Raw genomic sequence first — 21,033 nt, 5'->3', positions numbered from 1 at the left:
CTATTTACTTTCGTTAGCCAACTGACAAACAGACGCAGCACATTGGTAAGTCAACATTTTCATACCACCATAATCATCCATATAACCTGTATATAATTGCTTAAATGGCGTTGTAGGAACTGTGACACTTTCCTTTGACATTGGAGCAATCATAACGCTTTCAAAATCAGGAAAATTATTGGTCGTGTTGCTACTTAAATACCCCAAAGTCACATAATATTTAGTTGGGTTTTCAATCAATAAACGGTTACCGGAATGAGTATATTTCAATTCTTTCGCCCAAACTTTATCGCTATTATTTTCAATTTGAGCTGGTCGATAGAACATTTTTAAGCGACTTTGAATTGCAATTTGCACCACGTTTTCTTTATTTGAAACTGGCGGGATCTCTCGGACATTCAGATAAAATAGCGATTCTCTGTCTTGGGGCAATTTATCTATTGCCTCCGTCTTAATAATTTTTATTTGGTTTTTCGTATTTGGCTCAACTCGCTGCATCGGAGGCAGCACCGTAAAAGGCTCTGCAATCTTATTTCCCTTATCATCTTCCATCCATGACTGAGCAAGATAAGGTAATGTTTTACTTTGGTTATTAATAACTAAACTGACTGATTTATCCTGACCGGGAAAAATGATCCGTGTGCGATCGATATTGATTGCAGCAAATGCGGTTTGCACACTGATAAACACGAATGAAAGGCAAACAGTGCCTTTATATAATTTATTCATAACAATTTCCTTTAAAGGCAGGGGATCAAAACTTTACTTTGTTCTTTTCCAGAAAAATTGGTAAAACTTAATTGGCATTGTTCATTTCCACCCGCCCACTTAACGGTATATTTCTCAGTAGGAGTAATCCCTGTTAAATACACAATCCCATTATCAGCAATAATGCCGACCTCTCTCCCTGAGTTGGCTTCTATAACACTGGTGCCTAATGGCGGATATTTCCCATTTCCCATACGAATAATGGCTAATATACGTTTTCCCTGATTGGCTCGAATGGTTTGATAACCTATCGCGCCCTCCGTCAAAGTCTTACCAATAATGTTGTCGTTGACATCAACATCATCAGGTAACGTATTCATATCGATATACACATCTGAATTAGAGAAACTATTTAAATTAGTCGCGACACCGATACCAAAGCGATTAGTCACTGACTGGCCATTATCAATAGAAATTCCTGCAACATCACCACTATCAATGACTACCCGAGGTTCATTACTAGTACCATTACGATGAAGCGCCGCACCATATTTCGTGGCCGTCATGGAGCCGTACCAACTTCCGCCGAAGGCTCGATAAGCATTCACATTTTCAGTCGCATTGAGATTTAATACACCATAAGCCGATGAGTACTGATAACTACCACTGATACTAGGCTCCATTCGGCCAAGTTGACGTTTATCGCCCCCAGCACGTAAACTCCAATAGTTGTTGTTAATGTTTTCACTGTAATACGCGACTGATTGATTTAACTCTTTGCCATCATTCGCATATTGCAGGTCATAACTGATAGAGGCGCCACTTTCTAGCGGAATAGAGAGTGATAAATACGCTTGGTTATCATCCGTTTCTTGGTACTTTATTTTATTTAATGACAATGTTGCTGACATATTTCTGATATTACCAAGGTTAAATATTTTGCTCAGACTCATGCCAAATGTCGTGGTTGATTCACTATTCCAAAATTGGTGGTGAGACGCATTAAGATATAAGGTGGCATCCAATAAACTGATATATTGGTTAAAGGATGCGGTATACACATTTTTATCTCGCCTAAAATCCAACATGCCGTTTGCAGCATCGATGTATTGCGGCATAGTTAAAAATGCTTTATCCGAGAACTTATAACCCGCAAAGGTGATCTGTGAGTTAGTGGATTCAAATCGTTTAGAATAATTTAAGCGGTAGCTATTTCCTGAATAAGTCCCCAAATTATTTAACTTCGCCTTAGCGCGTGTAATATCAAATGAAAGAGCGCCGAACTGGTTCATGTTTTGCCCAATACCAACGTTAATGGCTTGATATTCGTTGTTATTAAGCGTGGCAATCACTCCCCCGAATAAGGATGTACGACTAAAAAGGCCATAAGAGGCTTCACCTGCAATAAACCGCGGTTTAGTACGTTGTGAACGGCCAAATGGGCTAGATTCCCCCACTGAAAGCTTATATAAAAATTGCCCCTGCCGCGTTAAAAAAGGCAGCGATGCCGCGGTGACTTGATACTGTGTTTGGCTGCCATCTTCCTCTTGAATGGTGACATCTAACGTACCTTGTACCGCCTCGGTGATGTCCTGAATATTAAAAGGCCCTGGTGCAACACGAGCTTGTTTAATCACACGCCCATTTTGAGTAATAGTGACCATTGCATTCGTTTTGGCAATTCCTGAAATTTGTGGCGCATAACCACGCATCGAAGGGGGTAACATGCGAGTATCACTAAAAATCGACGCGCCAACAAAACGAAAACTGTCAAAGAGCTCCGTTCTTAAATATGACTCTCCTAATAAAATTTTTGCCCCTAATTCAGGGAAGGCTCTAAAGGCATAAAATTGCGTCCAATCAAATCGTTGGTTTGTTTTACCTTGTGAGCGATTATATTGATATTGATAGTCAGCACGGAAACGCCACGCACCTAAATTCCCCCCCGTTGTTCCGTTGCTACTGGCGCTAAAGGTTTCATTGCTATTTTTTGGCGCAGAATAGTTAGTAAATAGATTGTAGTCTATTAATAAACCTGCAATTCCATTATCCCATTGCGATGGTGGCACCCAGTAAGGGTCATCATATTCCAACCAAGCTTGAGGGATTGAAAATAGAATATTTTGGTTTGCTTTATCGAAAACATAATTTATGTTCATTGATTTAGGCAATTCAATACACTGATTACGCTTATCCTGTAATATTTTATTCCTAATGCTCGTTTTTAAGGAAAAAAGCTCTATCATTTCAGGCGTAATACAGAGTGCTGAAGTGTCTTTATTAACTTCAATAAACTTAATGAAATATTGTCCCGATAACTTACGACCATTTAATGTAATGTCTGTAAGATATTCACCTGCAGGTACAAAATCTGGATTGGAAAATTGACTGAGATCGATGTTGTCTCTATCTTTTGCATCAATAATATTCATATTAAACTCTATTGCATTAGATACACTTGATACCGACAGTGTAAGAAAAATAGAGAATAATAATTTATTCATATTTGGTTGAAGCGACAAAAACATGATAATCCCAGTCAAATAGATAAACTAATCAAAACAAGGGGAAAAGCAACAGGCAAATAAATGCCTGTTACTGATATGTACTCAAAATAATTCACATTTTATCTAAATAACAAACGGAATAGCTTTTACCACTATCAAGAGTAATAAAACTCATTAAGCCATTACATTCTTAATAAATAATAAAATAACTTTAAGTATAATGTGAAAATTTATAGGTAATTTAAGGCGTAAGTTGCTTGAGAAATAATACTACCTGTTTCTACCTTATTACCATTTGCTTCAACGCGTGCGCTAAATGTTAATTTATTCGCACCATTCACCAGTGGCATTTCAACGCTGGTATCCCCAACTTTCATGACTGCACCGTCTGCGTTAATTAGGCGAACGCCAACACCTTTCGATGTTCCCGTGTTAGCCAATAAATCCTTTTTCGTGGTATCTGGAGTACCAGAGAATGTCACTTTCACTTTACTGACCGCAGGGAAAAGCACTTTGTCGTCTGCACCCGTCACCGCAGCCAGATCACAATTCTCTAATGCAATAGTGTACTGAACGCTTTGGCTAAATTTATTGCCCGTTTCTAATACTTTATTCGCGACTTGACCTAAATCGACATTAACTGTTCCATCGCCAGGTAAACTGCACGGTGCATTAATGACTTTACCTGTAAAGTTAATGACACCACTTCCTTGGTCAATACGCGAATTCAGATAATAAGTGCAACGCTCGGTCATGTTAGATGGAAGGACGGTTAGCTACTGATAAGCTATCCTGCTCTTCCGACCAAAGATGAGCGAGTAAGTATGAAGTATCAGCAACTAACCGAAGGACAACGATACCAGATATCGATACTGCGTGAGGATAATTTATCCTGCCATGAGATAGGTATCCGTATCGGTGTAAGCAAGTCCACGGTCTCCCGTGAACTGAGGCGTAACACTTCAGATACTGGTTATAACCCACAACAGGCACACCAGAAGTGCTGTGATAGGCGGCTGTCATCTGCCAAAAGGACAATTCCTCAGCAGACCATAGATTTCGTGATATTTGCTCTGGAGTGGAAGTGGAGTCCTGAGCAAATAAGTGCAATTGGCAGCATTATTGGTCTTAGCGTCAGCCATGAATGGATTTACCAGTATATCTATGCGGATAAGCGTAGCGGTGGCGAGTTGTACAGGCATCTTAGGCAGGGCAAACGGCGATATCGTAAGGGCTACGGGCAGAAACGAGGGCGCATCCCTGATGCGGTATCCATTGAGCTACGGCCGTCAGTCGTCGATGACCGTAGCCGTCTGGGGGACTGGGAGGCCGATTTGGTGCAGGGTAAACAGGGCACTGGTGCTATCGTGACACTGGCAGAACGCAAAAGCCGTATTTACCTGACAAAAAAGGTGTTTTCAAAGGATGCGGTGGAAGTCAGTAAGGCCATTATCTCACTGCTGAGTGAGTATCAGGATGTATGTCACACAATAACGTTCGATAACGGTCTAGAGTTTAGTGAGCACAAGGCGATAGCAGAAGCACTGAACGCAGATACGTACTTTGCCCATCCGTATGCCTCGCATGAGCGTGGGCTGAACGAGAATACGAATGGGTTGTTAAGACAGTTTATCCCGAAAGGAACAGACCTGCGGACAGTGACAGAAGAAGACTTACAACGCTATCAGGGAGCGTTGAACAGCAGGCCACGCAAGTGTCTGGGGTTCAGACAACCTTCGGTGGTGTTTGCGGAGCTAAGAAAGGCGGCTTAGCGTTGCACTTCGGACTTGAATCCGCCGTTTAAAGCTATTTGTGAATATTTTTATATTAGCTATCGTTAAATAAGCGTGATTGATAGGGAGTTTTTAACAATAGGCGAGCATGGTTTAAAAACCATTTATGTATTTCCCCCAGACATTAAACAATCATGGCTGAGGGATTTTTTTATTCATCTGATTAACTGAGTGCAACTCGAACCCCGAAAGCAATAAGTACAACGCCAAGCACTTTATCGACATATTTTTGTACTTTAGCTAACCCTTTTCTTACAGGAGCACTCTGGATCAAACACACCAGCAGTGGCCAGTAAATAGCAGCAAGCCCCCAAATGATAAAGGCGATCCACAGCTTTTCACCAAACGTCGAATCAACACTTAAAACTTGAGTAAAAACAGCAAGAAAGAACAATGTTGCTTTAGGGTTTAAAACATTACAAAGGAAACCTTGCATAAATGCTTTTTTGAAAGTGACGATTTCGTGTTGTGTATTGTTGAGGTCTAGGTTTTGTCCTTTATTTGGCATCAAACTTTTAACACCAATCCAAATCAGATAAGCCGCTCCTGCGTATTTTAATACGTTAAATAACCAAGGTGTGGTGGTGATAAGAACCGCAAGCCCAGCGACACAATAAGTCATATGTAGGGCAACCGCACAAATGACGCCCATTGCAGTCATGAGCGCTGCTGAACGCTGATAGCGCGCTGAGTTTTTAACGATAAGAAAAAAGTCTGGCCCGGGGGAAAGCATGCCTAATGTGGCGATAGTGGCAATTAAAAGGGAGGTCTCGTACATTTGCACTCTCTATATTGATTTTATTTTTAATGTTATTTTTAGTCGGCTTTATCACTAACTGAGTATAAATTAATAATCACTTTTTAAGGAAGATTAAATTTAGTCGACGAAGCATTTCTGTTTACGTATAGTGAGCACAAATTTGTATATTAGCCTCTAAGGTGACTCAATGAATATTAGTTTAATCGCAGCGATGGCGATTGATCAGGTTATCGGCATGGAAAAAGCGATGCCTTGGCATTTACCCGGTGATCTTGCTTGGTTTAAACGTAATACGTTAAATAAGCCAGTCATAATGGGTCGAGTGACTTACGAATCAATTGGTCGTCCGCTTCCACAGCGCGTCAACATTGTATTAAGTAGTAAGCCGGGTTCGGATAAAAATGTTATCTGGGTCTCCTCCGTAGAAGAAGCATTGGCGGCGGCTAAGCAAACCAAGACAGGCTCTGACGATGATGAAGTCATTGTGATTGGAGGCGGAAAAGTTTACCAACAGTTTTTACCTCTGGCGAATAAGCTGTATTTAACTCACGTGGATGCAGAAGTGATTGGCGACACTCATTTCCCAATTTACGAGCCAGATGAGTGGGATTCTATTTTCACCGAGTACCATGAGGCGGATGAGAACAATTCACATGGTTATTGTTTTGAGATTTTAACCAAAAGAATTTAATAGCGTCGTAATTTTAAAAACGGAGCGTATTGCTCCGTTTTTGCTTATTAATATATGAAAGCAGCGAATTAAATCACTATTCAAAAATAAATCTAATGAATTTATTACTACTATTCAGTTTAAATTAAAAAGAATAGCTTTTAAGTTATGTCTATTTAAGGGAAATAAACATAACTTAATGATTAATCTTTACGGCGTTTTTGGTGTGATTTTTGGTGGTAATACTGTTTTGCTTCCCAATGGAACAGCGTCAATTCTCCCCCCCAGCAACAACCAGTATCTAGCCCATACACATTTTCTGGCGTATGTTTCCCTTCCAAAGACGCCCAATGACCAAAAAAGATAGAATAGCCTTCAGGGAGTTTATTGGGCAGTGCAAACCAAGGTTTAAGGGGAGAAGGGGCTTTGGCTGGACTTTCCTTACAAATCATCTCCAGTTGACCATGAGGGAAACAGTAGCGCATTCGTGTTAATGCATTTGTACTAAAGCGTAAACGCGGTAGCCCCATTAAACTCTCAGACCAATTATTTGGCATGTCGCCATACATAGAATCAATGAATAGCGGATAAGCATCGCTTGATAAAACCGATTCTACTTCCCGTGCGCACATGCGTGCTGTCGGCAGATCCCACTGTGGTGTGATCCCAGCGTGAGCCATGATGATCTTTTTCTCTTCATCGACCTGTAGCAGCGGTTGGCGGCGTAACCAATTGATTAATTCATCAGCGTCGGGCGCATTGAGTAGCTCATCGAGATGATCTTTCGGTTTATTCCGGCTGATTTTGCAGTAAATACCTAATAAGTGCAGATCGTGGTTACCTAGCACTATGCGTACGGAATCACCGAGGCTTTTGACATAGCGAAGGACCTGTAATGAGTCAGGCCCTCGGGCAACCAGATCGCCAGTGAGCCACAAAGTATCTTTTTGCGGCTCAAAATTCACTTGTTCGAGTAATGCACGCAATTCGCGATAGCAGCCGTGTACATCACCAATAAGATATGTCGACATAATTAATTAATCAAAGTAGGTAAAGCAAGGCGGAATGGAGGAATATCCACATGAATGTGTTCTCCTCGGCTGTTTAACATGACGTAATAACCTTCCATTGTACCCATGGGAGTTTCTAATATTGCTCCACTGGTATAACGGTATACCGCACCGGGCTGGATGATTGGTTGTTCACCGACAACGCCTTCGCCTTGAACTTCAGTTTTATGACCATCACTGTTAGTAATGAGCCAATAGCGGCTCATTAACTGTAGTGGCTCTCGGCCTAAGTTACGGATAGATATGGTATAGGCAAATACATATCGTCCTATTTCAGGTTGAGACTGGCTGACGATATAGACACTCTGTACTTGGATGCTAACATTAGGTTCGTTAAGCATAGTGCCTCCTTTTCGATACTTATTCAGACAAACTTGCTAGGTAGTTCGCCATTTTGCAATAAGCTTCAACGGAAATATTTTCAGCGCGAGTACCGGGATCAATGCCTAGCTCTGTGAGCTGCTCAACATTGAGTAAATCCCCCAAACTATTGCGGATCGTCTTACGACGCTGGTTAAATGCTTGTGTGGTAATACGACTGAGCATTTTAATATCTTTCAGCGGGTAAGGGTTCTCGCGATGAGGTATAAGCCTAACAACCGCAGAATCAACTTTTGGTGGCGGTGCAAAGGCCGTTGGTGGCACTTCTAACACCGGAACAACTTGGCAGTAATATTGCGCCATAACGCTTAAACGGCCGTAGGCTTTACTCCCAGGACCTGCAACTAGGCGGTTTACAACCTCTTTTTGCAGCATAAAGTTCATGTCAGCAATAGAGTTTGTAAAGGTAAATAGGTGGAACATTAGCGGGGTCGAGATATTATAAGGCAGGTTACCAAAAACACGTAAAGGTTGCCCTGCCTGCTTCGCTAATTCACCGAAATCCACTGTCATGGCATCTTGCTGGATAATTGTAAGCTTATCTTTTAACTGTGGGTGAACATGCAAGCGCGCAGCGAGATCACGGTCTAGCTCAACAACCGTCATCTTATCCATTCTACTACCAACAGGTTCTGTCAGTGCGCCAAGACCGGGGCCAATCTCGACGATAGCTTGCCCTGGTTGTGGATGTATTGCATCTACAATACTGTCGATAATAAATTGGTCAGTTAAAAAGTTCTGCCCGAAACGTTTGCGGGCAAGATGCCCCTGATGGACTCGATTATTCATGAATTCTTATATGTCATTTGGATAGCTAACTTCAATGCGGTAATAAAGCTGCCCGCATCGGCACGACCCGTACCTGCTAACTCTAGCGCAGTGCCATGGTCAACAGAAGTACGAATGAAAGGCAGACCCAGCGTAATGTTCACGGCTCTACCAAAACCTTGGTATTTTAACACAGGAAGACCCTGATCGTGATACATTGCGAGTACGGCATCCGCATCTTCTAAATATTTAGGCTGAAATAGGGTATCAGCGGGCAGCGGCCCGATGAGATTCATACCTTCAGCACGAAGACTCTCAAGTGTTGGGATAATGGTTTCTATCTCTTCCATTCCCATATGTCCTCCTTCACCCGCGTGCGGGTTTAGGCCACAGACATAGATATTTGGTGTATCAATCGCAAATTTTGTACGTAAATCGTGATTTAAGATTGTAATCACTTCCCGTAGACTTTGTTGAGTGATTGCCGCTGAAACATCTTTTAAGGGTAAGTGGGTCGTGGCGAGAGCCACACGTAACTCTTCTGTGGCTAACATCATCACCACACGGTGACAATGGCTCCTATCGGCAAAAAATTCAGTATGCCCGCTAAATGGAACCCCCGCATCATTAATCACCCCTTTGTGGACAGGGCCAGTCACAATGGCAGAAAATTCTCCACTTAGGCAACCATCACAGGCTCTTGCTAATGTTTCAGTAACATACTTCCCATTGGCAATGTTTAGCACACCGGCTTGCGCTGGTGCTTTCAAATTGACGGGAAGGATAGACAGAGTTCCCGGTACTTGGGCGTCATGTTCATTACCTGATTGATAGTTTTTTAATGACAGTGGCAGGTTGAGTTGTTTGGCTCGAGCGAGTAGTAATTCAGGATCAGCACACGCAACAAGCTCAACAGGCCAAAACTCTTGGGCAAGTTGAATAAGTAGATCTGGGCCTACCCCGGCAGGCTCGCCGGGGGTTATTACGATTGGTTTATTGAGATTTTTCGTCATTAGATTGGTTATCACGTCCATCGATGACATTAACATATGCCGCCGCACGTTGCTCCTGTACCCAACTTTGTGCTTCTTCGTTGAATTTACGATTGAACAATAAACGGTAGGCTTGATCTTTTTGTGCCGCATCTGTTTTATCAACATTGCGGGTATCTTCTAGCTGAATAAGGTGCCAGCCAAAGTTTGAGCGAACAGGTTGACTGATTTCGCCTTTATTAAGTCTCATCAAGGCATCACGGAAAGCGGGATCGTATACATCTGGCATATTCCAGCCTAACTCACCGCCTTTAAGCGCACTGCCCGGATCTTCAGAGAACTCTTTTGCCGCATTTTCAAATGTGGTCTTGCCGCTACGAATATCCTGTGTGATCTGAGTGAGCTTTTGTCTCGCTTGGTTATCATCCATAATTGGTGATGACTTAATAAGGATATGGCGAGCTTTCACTTCGGTGACTGAAATGGTTTTATTGGCGCTGTTCATTTCGTTAACGCGCAAAATGTGGTAGCCAACACCAGAACGAATAGGGCCTACAACATCGCCTTTCTTCGCACTTTTCAACTGTTCAGCGAAAACAACTGGTAGCTCTTGTAGGCGAGACCATCCCATATTACCGCCTTTCAGTGCTTGTGGATCTGCGGAGTAAGCAATAGCCAGTTTGCCGAAGTTGGTGCCTTTTTTGATCTCATCCATGATCTTAGCAACAATCGCATCTGCTTTTTGTAATTGCTCTTGAGTTGGGTTTTCAGGTAATGGAATGAGAATATGACTTAGGTTAACGCTCGCTTCATAGTCTGCTTGGCTGCTGATCTGTTTTGCGAGAGACTCAACTTCTTGGGGTAAAATAGTCACGCGACGGCGTACTTCGTTATTACGCACTTCAGCGATCAGCATCTCTTTACGGATCTCACTACGGTATTTTGCCATATCAATACCATCCGCTTTTAGACGTGCTTGCATCTGCTCAAAAGTTAAACCATTTTGGCGAGCAATATCCGCAATTGTGGCATTAACGGCTTCTTCAGGGATATTGATTTGCATCTGATTTGCCATCTGTAACATGATGTTATCAGTGATCAAACGCTCAAGGATCTGGTGACGAAGAGTCTCATCATCTGGAATTTGTTGGCCAGCATTGCGTGCGTTCAGTTTTACTGTGTTTAACATATTCTGGACGTCACTTTCCAGCACAACTCCGTTATTGACTACAGCAGCAACTTTATCCATTTGCTGTGGTGCAGCCAATGCTGTGGAGCTTGCAAACATCAGTCCCAGAATAAGCGTTTTCCAATTCTTCATAATGGTCCTATCTATTGATTTAGGTTCCGCCAGAGGCAGGTTAATCGTTTTATTTATGCGACACTGCTTACTATTTGGCGAGCAGATAACTCGCCTTATTGTGAGTAAGCAGCGGCATCAAATAGCTTGTGTTTATTATCAGAAAGCACGCTGATAAGGGATGATACCTCTATTAAGCATTTCCTGACTACCTAAACTATGATTGTTATTTAGGCCTCTAAGTTCCACATTGAATGACCATTTATTATCATATTCACTGCTGAACTTGTCTTCTTGCCATCCAACAATCTTACGTTCATAACCTACATTGAACGCCCAACAACAAGTATTGTATTGTAAACCAATTAATTGGCTGGCGGATTGTTGCTGCTTAGTATCATAGTAATAAGAGCCAACAAAGCCCCAACGCTCACTTAATGGCCAACTTAATACCGCACCCACTTGGGAAATCCCTTTTTGGTATTCTGGTAGGGTATAAGTGTTGCCACCTGATTCATCACGACGAAAGGTCGCTTGAATATAGTCACGGTCGACAAAACGGTAGTTTAACTGTAACAAACGATCAGCATCAATGCGATACTCGGTCACAGCATTCCCCATGGTGACGTTGCCTAAACGGCGATCGTATTGTAGCCCACCACGGATCCCCCACTTATCGTTGATACGCCAGTAAGAGTCTGTTGCCCACAATAACGAGCCAGTATTACTTTTATCGTCGATTTTCAGGCTGGAGTTACCCGCACGCGGACGTTCAAAATAGTAGATTTGCCCGACAGAGAAGTTAAAGCGTTCGGCCAAGGATTCATCATAAATACGCGTTGTGATACCTGTCGTGATTTGGTTCGCGGAAGCGACTCTATCAAGACCACTATAAATTCGGTCACGGAACAAACCATTATAGTCTGACTGGAGTAAGGCCGAGTCATAGTTGTTTATGTTGTCCTGATCTTTATATGGAATATAGAGATATTGGACACGAGGCTCTAAGGTTTGAACAAAGTCACTGCCTTCAAGTAGATCTCGTTCGAAAACGACTTTGGCATCGCTCTTAAATATAGGAAGAACACGTGTGACATTTTTCTCTAAGCTGGCGTTGTTATTCGCTTTAGGAATATCTTGATCATAATGGGTTGCCAGCAATTTGAAGCTGTTGTTCATGTTCGCCCAGCCGTTTGACAGCGGAAGGCTTAATTCAGGCTCGATATGCAAACGCGTTGCATCTGGGTTATTTTTGCCAACACTGGTAAAGCGAGCAGCTTGCGCATAGGTGTGTAAGTCAAAGGCACCTAAATTATTTTTGTAGTAGTTAAAGTCCAACTGCGGCTCAGCTTTATAAGCACGGCGATTGGGATCTTCCACAAAAATTTGGAACTGCTTATGCGTTAGGGTTGCATTCCAGTTTTCAGCCGAATAGCCAGTACTGAATTTTTGCGTCGCATAACCGTCTGTTGTATTCCCGTATTGCGAGCTAAAGTCCGTAAAGTATTGGCGATCACTTACTTTGGTGTAATCGGCGTTGAAGTTCCAATGTTGGTTATAAGTTCCTGAATGGCGCCAGTAGAATAACCAGCGGTCATCACTGTCACGTGCATCACGTTTATTACGCTCTTTATCTTTCACATACGCGCGGTCGTGATTAATAAAATCGAAGGCGATAGTTCCCGTTCCCGGCGTGACCAAGTAACGAAACTCGTTATTTAATTTTATGCCACGGTGGGTCATGAATTGTGGGGTAATTGTCGCATCGTAATTAGGCGCGATATTCCAATAGTAAGGCAGTGAAAACTCTAGGCCATCATTATTAGAGTAGCTTCCTGTTGGAATTAAGAAACCGGAGCGACGTTTGTTACCGATAGGTAATTGCATGTATGGGCTATAAAATACCGGGACATCACCCAAGCGAAAACGTGCATGCCAAATTTCAGCCACTTCTTCTTCACGGTCAATAATCACTTCGGAGCCTGCAACGCTCCAGCTATTATTGCCCGGTAAACAGGTGGTGAATGTACCGTCTTCCATAATGGAATAGCGGTTTTCACCACGCATTTTCATTTTTTTCGCTTCACCGCGACCCTGACGACCCACCATCATATAGTTGCCGTCATTCACGTCAGTATTTTTATTATTCAGGTTAGACCAAGCACTAGGGCCTTTGAGAATAATTTGTGGGTCATCATAGTGAACGTTACCTGTTGCAGTAACTTCACGGATTGGATCAGCACTATCAGGGTTAACCTGCGTCAATTTAACGCTATCGGCTGTCAGCGTTTGGTTACCTTGTTGGATATCCACATCGCCGCTGTATTCAATAAAGTTAGGGTATTCGCCCTGAACATCTTCAGCGGTGATACGGATCGGTAAATCTTTGGGATCGCCCTCAACTAGTGGTTTGTCATAAACCGGGACGCCCAGCATACATTGTGCTGCTAGGTCAGCATGCGCTTGCTGACTATAAATTGCCATCCATACCATGGATGCAAGTAGTGTTGGATAACTTTTTTTCATCATTAAATATGCGGTTCCGTCGTAATTGGCATAGCCGACAAACGCTCAAAGACTAACTTAGCCAACTACATTGCGCCAGTATAATGTATAAAACTTTACGCGCTTGTAGTTATGCACCGAGCAGAATGGATAGTATGATAATGCAAAATTGGATTCTGAGCATTGAAGAATTGAGGGATATATGCACTATTGGGGCAAAATTATTGGTGTCGTACTGGCAATAGCCTCTGGTTTTGGCATTTGGGGCACGCTAATTGGTTTAATTTTAGGGCATGGTTTTGATAAGGCCTTGGCACAACGTAAGTTTGCTAGTGCAATGAATAAACGTGATCGTCAGGTTATTTTTTTCGCCAGTACCTTCCAAATATTGGGTCATCTAACTAAGTCAAAAGGCCGTGTAACCGAGACAGACATTCAGTTAGCATCAAATTTGATGGATAGAATGCAAATACATGGGGAAACACGAAAAGCGGCGCAACAAGCGTTTAGGGAAGGTAAATCACCGGACTTTCCACTACGTGATGTACTGAAGCAATTACGTATGGCTTGCTATGGTCGTTTCGACTTAATTCAGATGTTTCTGGAAATTCAGTTACAGGCGGCATTTGCCGATGGCAGCTTGCACCCAAACGAAAGAAAGGTTCTGTTTATTATTGCAGAAGAGTTAGGGATCTCTAAAACACAATTTGAACAGTTTTTAAATATGATCCAAGGTGGCCGACAGTTTGGTCACGGCTATTCTCATCAGCAATCAGGCGGATACTATCAATCATCGAATGGCCCAACTCTTGAAGATGCTTGCAAGGTACTTGGTGTTTCTATTAATGATGAACCAACGAAAATTAAACGGGCGTATCGTAAATTAATGAGTGAACATCACCCTGATAAGTTGATAGCGAAAGGGTTGCCCCCCGAGATGATGGAACTTGCGAAACAGAAGGCTCAGTCAATACAAGCGGCTTATGATTTAATCAAAAAAGAGCGCGGCTTCAAATAAATTTTCTCGCCATATCGCACTCTGCGATGTGATTTTTATTTAGCCAATAGGCCGTAGCATTGTTGCTATTACGGCCTAATAGTTGATGAATAAATTTAAAAATCGGGTTGGCAGCTAAAATGCATCGGTGTGCCATAGGCAGGGTGCGTGATGTAAAGCTCTTGGGCGTGAAGCTGTAAGCGAGGGGCAAGTGCACGCGCTTGCTCATGGGCATAAAACCTATCTCCAAGAATTGGATGGCCTAGCGCTAACATATGTACGCGGAGTTGATGAGAGCGGCCTGTAATAGGGGATAGCTTTACACGGGTTGCTTGCTCTTCATATTCCAAGACCTGATACTCTGTTTGTGCGGCTTTTCCTGTTTCAAAGCAGACTTTTTGCTTTGGTCGATTTGGCCAGTCGCAAATAAGCGGCAAATCCACTAAACCTTCCTGCTTCTCTAAATGGCCCCAAACTCGGGCAATATAGTGTTTTTTAGGCTCTCGCTCACGGAATTGGCGCTTTAATTCCCGTTCAGCGGCTTTATTTAGTGCGACAACCATGACGCCACTGGTTGCCATGTCTAAGCGATGGACAGACTCAGCGTGTGGATGGTCGCGCTGTATGCGACTCATAATACTATCATGGTGTTCAGGGGCTTTACCGGGAACAGACAGTAACCCACTTGGCTTATTCACCGTAATGATATGTTCATCTTGATACAGAACATATAGCCAAGGATCAGTAGGGGGATGGTAAGGCTCCATCATAGACAATAAGGCTCCAAGATCTCACTAAATCAATGATCAGCATCGCGCGTGGATAAACGCCAAAAGCCAATTCATTGCGTTATCAGCAAGGTTATTTCTCCCTTAGTGAGAGAAATAACCAAGCGGTGTTAGTTTAATTAAAAACGTGTGACTACTGGTGAGTGACAACCACTAAACGAATAGCATCAAGACGCCATGTTGCTTGCCCAATATTGGTGAGCAGTTGCTGACGCTCTTCCTCGATCACATCCAACTCTTCATCACGGATATTTGGGTTAACCGCTTTCAGTGCTTCAAGACGAGCCAATTCTAGTGAAAGAGCTTTATCCGCGGCCTCTTTCGCATTCGCGATAAGCGTTTCGGCTTCTTTTTCCACCATCGCTTCGGACATTTTCAGGACCGAATGCACTTCATTTTGTACCGCATTAACCAATTTACTTGCCATATGGCGATTAATCGCATTGAGCTGACGGTTAAAACTTTCAAACTCAACTTGTGAAGAGAGGTTGTTCCCTTTTAAGTCAATCAACAAGCGGATCGGGGTTGCAGGCAAGAAACGGCTAATCTGCAAGTGCTTCGGTGCTTGTGCTTCTAGGACATACACCAATTCGGTAAGTAATGTTCCAACAGGAAGCGCTTTATTTTTAAGCAGAGAAACGGCACAGCTCCCTGTGTCACCAGACAAGACTAAATCTAAGCCATTGCGGATGATCGGGTGCTCCCAACTAATAAACTGGGTATCTTCACGAGATAACGCTTGCTCACGGTCAAAAGTGATTGTGCAACCATCTTGCGGTAGCCCTGGAAAATCAGGAACTAACATATGATCGGATGGGGTCAAAATCAGCAAGTTATCACTTTTATCTTCTTGGTTAATGCCAACAATATCAAACAAGTTAAGGGCAAAATTAACCAATTCAGTATCATTGTCTTCCGCACCGATCGTTTCGGCTAATTGAATACCTGATTCCCCCCCGTTGGAGTGCATTTCAAGTAGACGGTCGCGGCCTTGTTCTAACTGTGCTTTTAATGCTTCGTGCTCTTCACGGCAGGTTTTTAAGAACTCTTCAAAACCGTCGGTTACCGTTGGCTCAGCCATATATTGCAGCAGTTGTTGATAATATTTATCGTAAATGGAGCGTCCGGTAGGGCAAGTGTGCTCAAAAGCATCTAAACCTTCATGATACCAACGCAATAACACGGCTTGAGCAGTATTTTCTAAGTAAGGTACGCTTAAAACGATGTCGCGTGTTTGCCCAATACGATCTAATCGACCAATACGTTGTTCTAATAGGTCTGGGTTGAAGGGGAGATCAAACATCACCAATTGGTTAGCAAACTGGAAGTTGCGTCCTTCAGAGCCAATTTCAGAGCAAAGTAGAACCTGTGCGCCATCCTCTTCTGAAGCAAAGTAAGCTGCCGCACGGTCACGCTCAAGTAGTGACAAACCTTCATGGAATACCGCGGCGCGGATCCCTTCACGTTCACGCAATACTTGCTCTAATTGCAACGCTGTGGCGGCTTTTGCACAGATCACCAAAACTTTTTCGTTACGGTTAGCCATTAGGTAGCCCATGAGCCACTCAACGCGAGGGTCAAAGTTCCACCAAGTTGCATTTTCACCTTCGAACTCTTGGTAAATTTGCTCTGGATAGAGCATCTCTTTAGCGCGCGTTTCGAGATCTTTTTTCGACCCCATAATACCTGCAACCTTGATTGCTGTTTGGTATTGGGTAGGAAGCGGCATTTTCAGCGAATGCAATTCACGACGAGGGAAGCCTTTAACACCATTACGGGTATTTCTAAATAGAAGACGGCTAGTACCATGGCGATCCATTAACATGCTGACCAACTCTTGGCGAGCCGCGTTGCCATCTTCACTGTCAACGTTAGCGGCTTTCAATAACGGCTCAATATCTTGCTCTTTGATCAGATCATTGAGTAGATTTTGTTGGTCATTGGTGAGTTTCTCACCAGTTAATAGCAGTGCGACCGCATCCGCAACAGGGCGATAGTTGGCTTGCTCATCAATAAACTCTTGATAATCATGGAAACGATTGGGATCGAGCAGGCGAAGACGTGCAAAGTGACTTTCTTGGCCCAGTTGCTCCGGCGTTGCGGTTAGCAGCAGAACAGAAGGGATATTCTCTGCCAAGGTTTCAATCACTTGATATTCACGACTAGGAGCTGCTTCACTCCATTGTAAATGGTGAGCTTCGTCGACAATCATCATATCCCAACCCGCTTCAACGAGCTGGTCGAAGCGCTGTTTGTTGCGACGTACAAAGTCTAATGAGCACAGCACCAACTGTTCTGTTTCAAATGGATTATCGCTGTCATGTTGCGCTTCACTATAACGACCATCATCAAACAGTGAAAAACGGAGGTTGAAACGACGTAACATTTCAACGAGCCATTGATGCTGCAAGCTTTCAGGCACAATGATTAACACACGTTCAACACGGCCTGCCATTAACTGTTGATGGATGATCATCCCAGCTTCAATGGTTTTACCCAGACCCACTTCATCGGCCAGTAATACGCGAGGGTGGTGGCGTTTACCTACCTCATTAGCGATATGTAGCTGATGTGGGATAAGGCTTGCGCGAATACCACGTAAACCTGTCGCTTGGTGCTTAACTTGCTCACTTTGAAATTTACGTGCGCGATAACGTAAAGCAAAGCGATCCATACGGTCAATTTGACCTGCAAATAGGCGATCTTGAGGTTTATTGAAGGTGAGTTTGCTGTCGAGAAAAACTTCTCTTAGGCTAACGCCTTGCTCTTCTGTATCAAGGCGAGTACCAATATAAGTGAGCAGGCCGTCATCTTCTGTGACGCTTTCGACCTTGAGTTGCCAGCCTTCATGGCTGGTAATGATATCACCTTCATTGAACATAACTCGGGTAATAGGTGCATCATTACGTGAATAGAGACGATTCTCACCACTGGCGGGAAAAAGTAAAGTCACCATACGGGCATCAATAGCCACAACGGCGCCTAATCCGAGTTCGCTTTCTGTATCGCTTATCCAGCGCTGACCAAGAGTAAATGGCATAGGTTTAACTCAGTTCCATAAATTTAATAGTTTATTTTTAGATTTTTTAAGACAAATTATATATTTGCCTTCACTCTGTGTTAGTAAACAAGGGCAATGTGAATATGAATTGTAGTCGCTGCCCAAAGGACAATTATTGTTAATTGTCTCGCAAACATAGTGTAGAAACGAAGTGCGAGATACCAAAGGGGCGTTATATTAATTCAAGCAAGGCTTATCGTCACCTGTTAAAAAAACAACAATACCAAAGCAATAGTGTTTCTCACTATTGTGCTATCAGGTATTTTCCCTTTTGATTCTAGCAATGAAGGTTTTCAACCAGAAGTTTGGTTGATGGTTTCCCATTTTAGCAAAAAATTGAGTAAAAATTAACCCCAATCTTAAAAGAGTAAAGTTATCTGGCCCGTTAAAATAGTATCAAAATCATCTTGTAAAAAAGGTAAAATGGCGTCGGCAATAGGCTTTATCTGCTTCAAAATATAGTGCTCATAGTCAGGCTTTGCCGTGATAATTTCTAAAGGCTCAGGCCCCGCGAGAGTGATGATATAGCTTATCCATCCCCCATTTTGATACTGTTGTGGGCGCTGTTGTTGTAAATTGTATTCATCGGCTTTGCGAGCGGCTCTTACATGAGGCGGCACATTACGTTGATAATCAGATAATTTGCGGCGTAGACGCTTACGGTAAACAAGGCGTTCATCGTATTCGCCATTACGAATCGCTTGCACATAGTCACGGATAAATTCGCGGTAGGGTTGCCGATGAAAAATACGTGTATACAGCTCTTTTTGAAACAATTGTGCTAACGGGGTCCAATCGGAGCGGATTGTCTCTAATCCCCTAAACACCATTTTATCCCCACTAAGTCCAGCATAACGCTTTTTACTGCCTGACTCGGAACCTCTAATAGTCGGCATTAAAAAACGTCGATAGTGGGTTTCGTACTCTAATTCAAGTACCCCTTCTAGCTGCCATTCATCCCGCAAATGCTGTTTCCACCAATTATTCACGTAATCACGCAGCTCGAAGCCAATTCTTTGTGCTTGCTCCTGTGTATGGGCTTCTTTCAACCAGACAAAAGTGGAGTCAGTATCCCCATAAATTACTTGATAGCCTTTGGCTTCGATTAATTGCTTGGTTATTTTCATGATCTCATGACCCCGCATGGTAATGGATGCGGTAAGACGGGGATCAAAAAAACGACATCCTTCAGCACCAAGGACGCCAGCAAAGGCATTCATAATAATTTTAAGTGCCTGAGATAATGGCGCATTACCTTCTCGTTTGGCTTTATCACGGCCTTGCCATATATGGCTGACAATATCAGGCAAACAGTGTGTTTTACGTGAAAACCAAGCTTGACGAAAACCGCGAACAGAATGTTGCTGATCAGGGTGAGCTAGCCCTTCAATCATACCGGCAGGATCAATCAAAAAAGTACGAATAATCGAAGGGTACAAACTTTTATAGTCGAGTACTAATACCGAGTCATATAAACCGGGCTGTGAATCCATCACAAAGCCCCCCGGATTATGTTGTAGCTTTTGCTCTGTCAGGTTTGGTGCCACAAACCCTAAGCGATGCAGGCGGGGAATGTATAAATGTGAAAATGCCGCCACGGAGCCACCCATACGATCTACCGCCAGCCCAGTGACAGTCGAGCGTTCTTGCAAGAAAGCCATTAAATCGGTTTTTTCAAAAATACGATGGACTAATAGGCAGTCTTGAATATTGTAGTGAGCCAACGCGGGCTTATCATGATGAAAACGGCGATTGATCTCATCCATACGGTCATAAGGGCTGTCAATGGCTTTCCCTTCACCCAGTAAATCTTGCGCAACAAACTCAAGACTGAATGAGGGAAAGTTCCATGTCGCTGCTTTGAGCGCATCTATGCCATCAATAATTAAACGACCTTCTGCCGAAGCGAAAAATACACCTTGTTTGAAGCCATGTTCACGCCACTCCAGCTTTTTCCCTTGGCGACCAAGCTGGAGTGGGATGCCATAACGTTCGGCGTGCTTTTGGAGTACATTTAAATCGAATTGGATGAGATTCCAGCCAATAATGGCATCGGGGTCATACTGTTGTAGCCATTCATTCAGTTTATCAAGCAATTGTGGGCGGCTATTCACATAAACAAGCCGATGGGTATTGTTGAGTGCAGAGCCTTGCTCTGGCCCTAACATAAAAACCACATTATCGCCGCAGCCGGATAACCCAATTGAATATAATTCACCGTATTGGCTGGTTTCTATGTCTAACGATACAGCTTTAATCAGTGGACGATAGCTATCACAAGGTTTGAGTTGGTATTCACCTTGTTGATTTTGTGAAAACCATACAGGCGCAGTGATAAAACGCTCCATAAGATAGCGCTCGCAGGGGCGAATATCCGTTTCAAGCAATTCAATACCGAGTTCTTGGCAGCGTTTATCCAGATTTTGTAATTGGCGATATTGTTGACAATAAATAGCCGCAACTTTTTCACGACGAAAATCGGATAACTCAACGGGGCGATAGGATAAGTTTGCTTGTTCATCAAGCAGAGGTTTGATCGCCGGTAGTGATGAAAGGGGAACAAAAGCGATGGCTTGTTGCAGAGGAACCGTCACTTTACGAGGGCCATTATCAGTGATAAGCCAATAGCTAACCTCAACCCCATGGCGGGTGTCTTTCCAATGACGACTTAAAATAAAGCCTTTTTCAGCAGGAGACATAAATTGAGGCATAGAGAGGCTCGCATCAATAATT

General features: G+C 43.1%; 16 protein-coding genes. 3 read left to right on the top strand and 13 right to left on the bottom strand.

Going from position 1 to position 21,033, the window contains the following annotated elements; all coding sequences use genetic code 11:
* The 3 genes from M1E93_RS15375 to M1E93_RS15365 form a co-directional block, all read right to left on the bottom strand.
* Entirely contained in the window at nt 1-729 is a 729-nt protein-coding gene (locus M1E93_RS15375) for a fimbrial biogenesis chaperone (protein ID WP_004917351.1), read from the bottom strand.
* An 11-nt stretch (nt 730-740) separates the two neighbouring features.
* Nucleotides 741-3,140 carry a fimbria/pilus outer membrane usher protein gene (locus M1E93_RS15370; RefSeq protein ID WP_231405883.1) on the bottom strand — a complete coding sequence of 800 codons (2,400 nt, stop codon included), beginning with the start codon at nt 3,138-3,140 and terminating at the stop codon, nt 741-743.
* Nucleotides 3,141-3,445: 305 nt separating this feature from the next.
* Complete coding sequence (locus M1E93_RS15365; RefSeq protein WP_426207009.1) at nt 3,446-3,970, bottom strand: fimbrial protein; 525 nt, start codon at nt 3,968-3,970, stop codon at nt 3,446-3,448.
* A 69-nt stretch (nt 3,971-4,039) separates the two neighbouring features.
* On the opposite strand from M1E93_RS15365, the gene M1E93_RS15360 reads away from it, so the two are divergent.
* Nucleotides 4,040-4,987, top strand: coding sequence for an IS30 family transposase (locus tag M1E93_RS15360; protein ID WP_140035165.1), 948 nt, complete (start codon nt 4,040-4,042; stop codon nt 4,985-4,987).
* Between the two features lie 184 nt (nt 4,988-5,171).
* On the opposite strand, the gene M1E93_RS15355 is transcribed toward M1E93_RS15360, so the two are convergent.
* Nucleotides 5,172-5,786 carry a LysE family translocator gene (locus tag M1E93_RS15355; RefSeq protein WP_004925011.1) on the bottom strand — a complete coding sequence of 205 codons (615 nt, stop codon included), beginning with the start codon at nt 5,784-5,786 and terminating at the stop codon, nt 5,172-5,174.
* A gap of 169 nt (nt 5,787-5,955) precedes the next feature.
* On the opposite strand from M1E93_RS15355, the gene folA reads away from it, so the two are divergent.
* Entirely contained in the window at nt 5,956-6,459 is a 504-nt protein-coding gene (folA, locus tag M1E93_RS15350; protein WP_004925009.1) for a type 3 dihydrofolate reductase, read from the top strand.
* Between the two features lie 182 nt (nt 6,460-6,641).
* Here folA and apaH read toward each other — a convergent pair whose 3' ends face one another.
* From apaH to lptD, 6 genes are all read right to left on the bottom strand, one after another.
* Nucleotides 6,642-7,469, bottom strand: a complete 828-nt coding sequence (gene apaH / locus M1E93_RS15345; RefSeq protein WP_104873259.1) for a bis(5'-nucleosyl)-tetraphosphatase (symmetrical) ApaH — start codon at nt 7,467-7,469, stop codon at nt 6,642-6,644.
* 2 nt (nt 7,470-7,471) lie between these two features.
* A complete protein-coding gene (gene apaG, locus M1E93_RS15340; protein WP_004924999.1) occupies nt 7,472-7,849 on the bottom strand; it encodes a Co2+/Mg2+ efflux protein ApaG in 378 nt (125 codons plus the stop codon).
* A gap of 19 nt (nt 7,850-7,868) precedes the next feature.
* Nucleotides 7,869-8,678 carry a 16S rRNA (adenine(1518)-N(6)/adenine(1519)-N(6))-dimethyltransferase RsmA gene (rsmA, locus tag M1E93_RS15335; RefSeq protein WP_014657655.1) on the bottom strand — a complete coding sequence of 270 codons (810 nt, stop codon included), beginning with the start codon at nt 8,676-8,678 and terminating at the stop codon, nt 7,869-7,871.
* Nucleotides 8,675-9,670, bottom strand: a complete 996-nt coding sequence (pdxA, locus tag M1E93_RS15330) for a 4-hydroxythreonine-4-phosphate dehydrogenase PdxA (protein WP_036944132.1) — start codon at nt 9,668-9,670, stop codon at nt 8,675-8,677. Before pdxA ends, rsmA begins: the two co-directional genes overlap by 4 nt.
* Complete coding sequence (gene surA, locus M1E93_RS15325; protein WP_004924993.1) at nt 9,651-10,970, bottom strand: peptidylprolyl isomerase SurA; 1,320 nt, start codon at nt 10,968-10,970, stop codon at nt 9,651-9,653. Before surA ends, pdxA begins: the two co-directional genes overlap by 20 nt.
* Before the next feature lie 138 nt (nt 10,971-11,108).
* Nucleotides 11,109-13,475, bottom strand: a complete 2,367-nt coding sequence (lptD, locus tag M1E93_RS15320) for an LPS assembly protein LptD (RefSeq protein WP_014657657.1) — start codon at nt 13,473-13,475, stop codon at nt 11,109-11,111.
* 181 nt (nt 13,476-13,656) lie between these two features.
* On the opposite strand from lptD, the gene djlA reads away from it, so the two are divergent.
* Nucleotides 13,657-14,472 (top strand): co-chaperone DjlA, encoded by an 816-nt coding sequence (gene djlA / locus M1E93_RS15315; RefSeq protein WP_004924988.1) that lies wholly within the window; start codon nt 13,657-13,659, stop codon nt 14,470-14,472.
* A 95-nt stretch (nt 14,473-14,567) separates the two neighbouring features.
* Here the strand turns inward: djlA and rluA are convergent, their stop codons facing one another.
* From rluA to M1E93_RS15300, 3 genes are all read right to left on the bottom strand, one after another.
* Nucleotides 14,568-15,221, bottom strand: a complete 654-nt coding sequence (rluA, locus tag M1E93_RS15310; protein WP_004924987.1) for a bifunctional tRNA pseudouridine(32) synthase/23S rRNA pseudouridine(746) synthase RluA — start codon at nt 15,219-15,221, stop codon at nt 14,568-14,570.
* Nucleotides 15,222-15,372: 151 nt separating this feature from the next.
* On the bottom strand, nt 15,373-18,279 hold the full coding sequence (rapA, locus tag M1E93_RS15305; protein WP_014657659.1) for an RNA polymerase-associated protein RapA: 2,907 nt from the start codon (nt 18,277-18,279) through the stop codon (nt 15,373-15,375).
* Between the two features lie 380 nt (nt 18,280-18,659).
* Nucleotides 18,660-21,011 carry a DNA polymerase II gene (locus M1E93_RS15300; protein WP_004924981.1) on the bottom strand — a complete coding sequence of 784 codons (2,352 nt, stop codon included), beginning with the start codon at nt 21,009-21,011 and terminating at the stop codon, nt 18,660-18,662.
* Nucleotides 21,012-21,033: the final 22 nt, after the last annotated feature.

Origin of the sequence: Providencia sp. PROV272, from assembly GCF_049901975.1 — a bacterium.
Classification (GTDB): domain Bacteria; phylum Pseudomonadota; class Gammaproteobacteria; order Enterobacterales; family Enterobacteriaceae; genus Providencia; species Providencia stuartii.
Note: the sequence above shows the minus strand (reverse complement) of the source record. Positions and strands in the feature narration are given on the sequence as shown.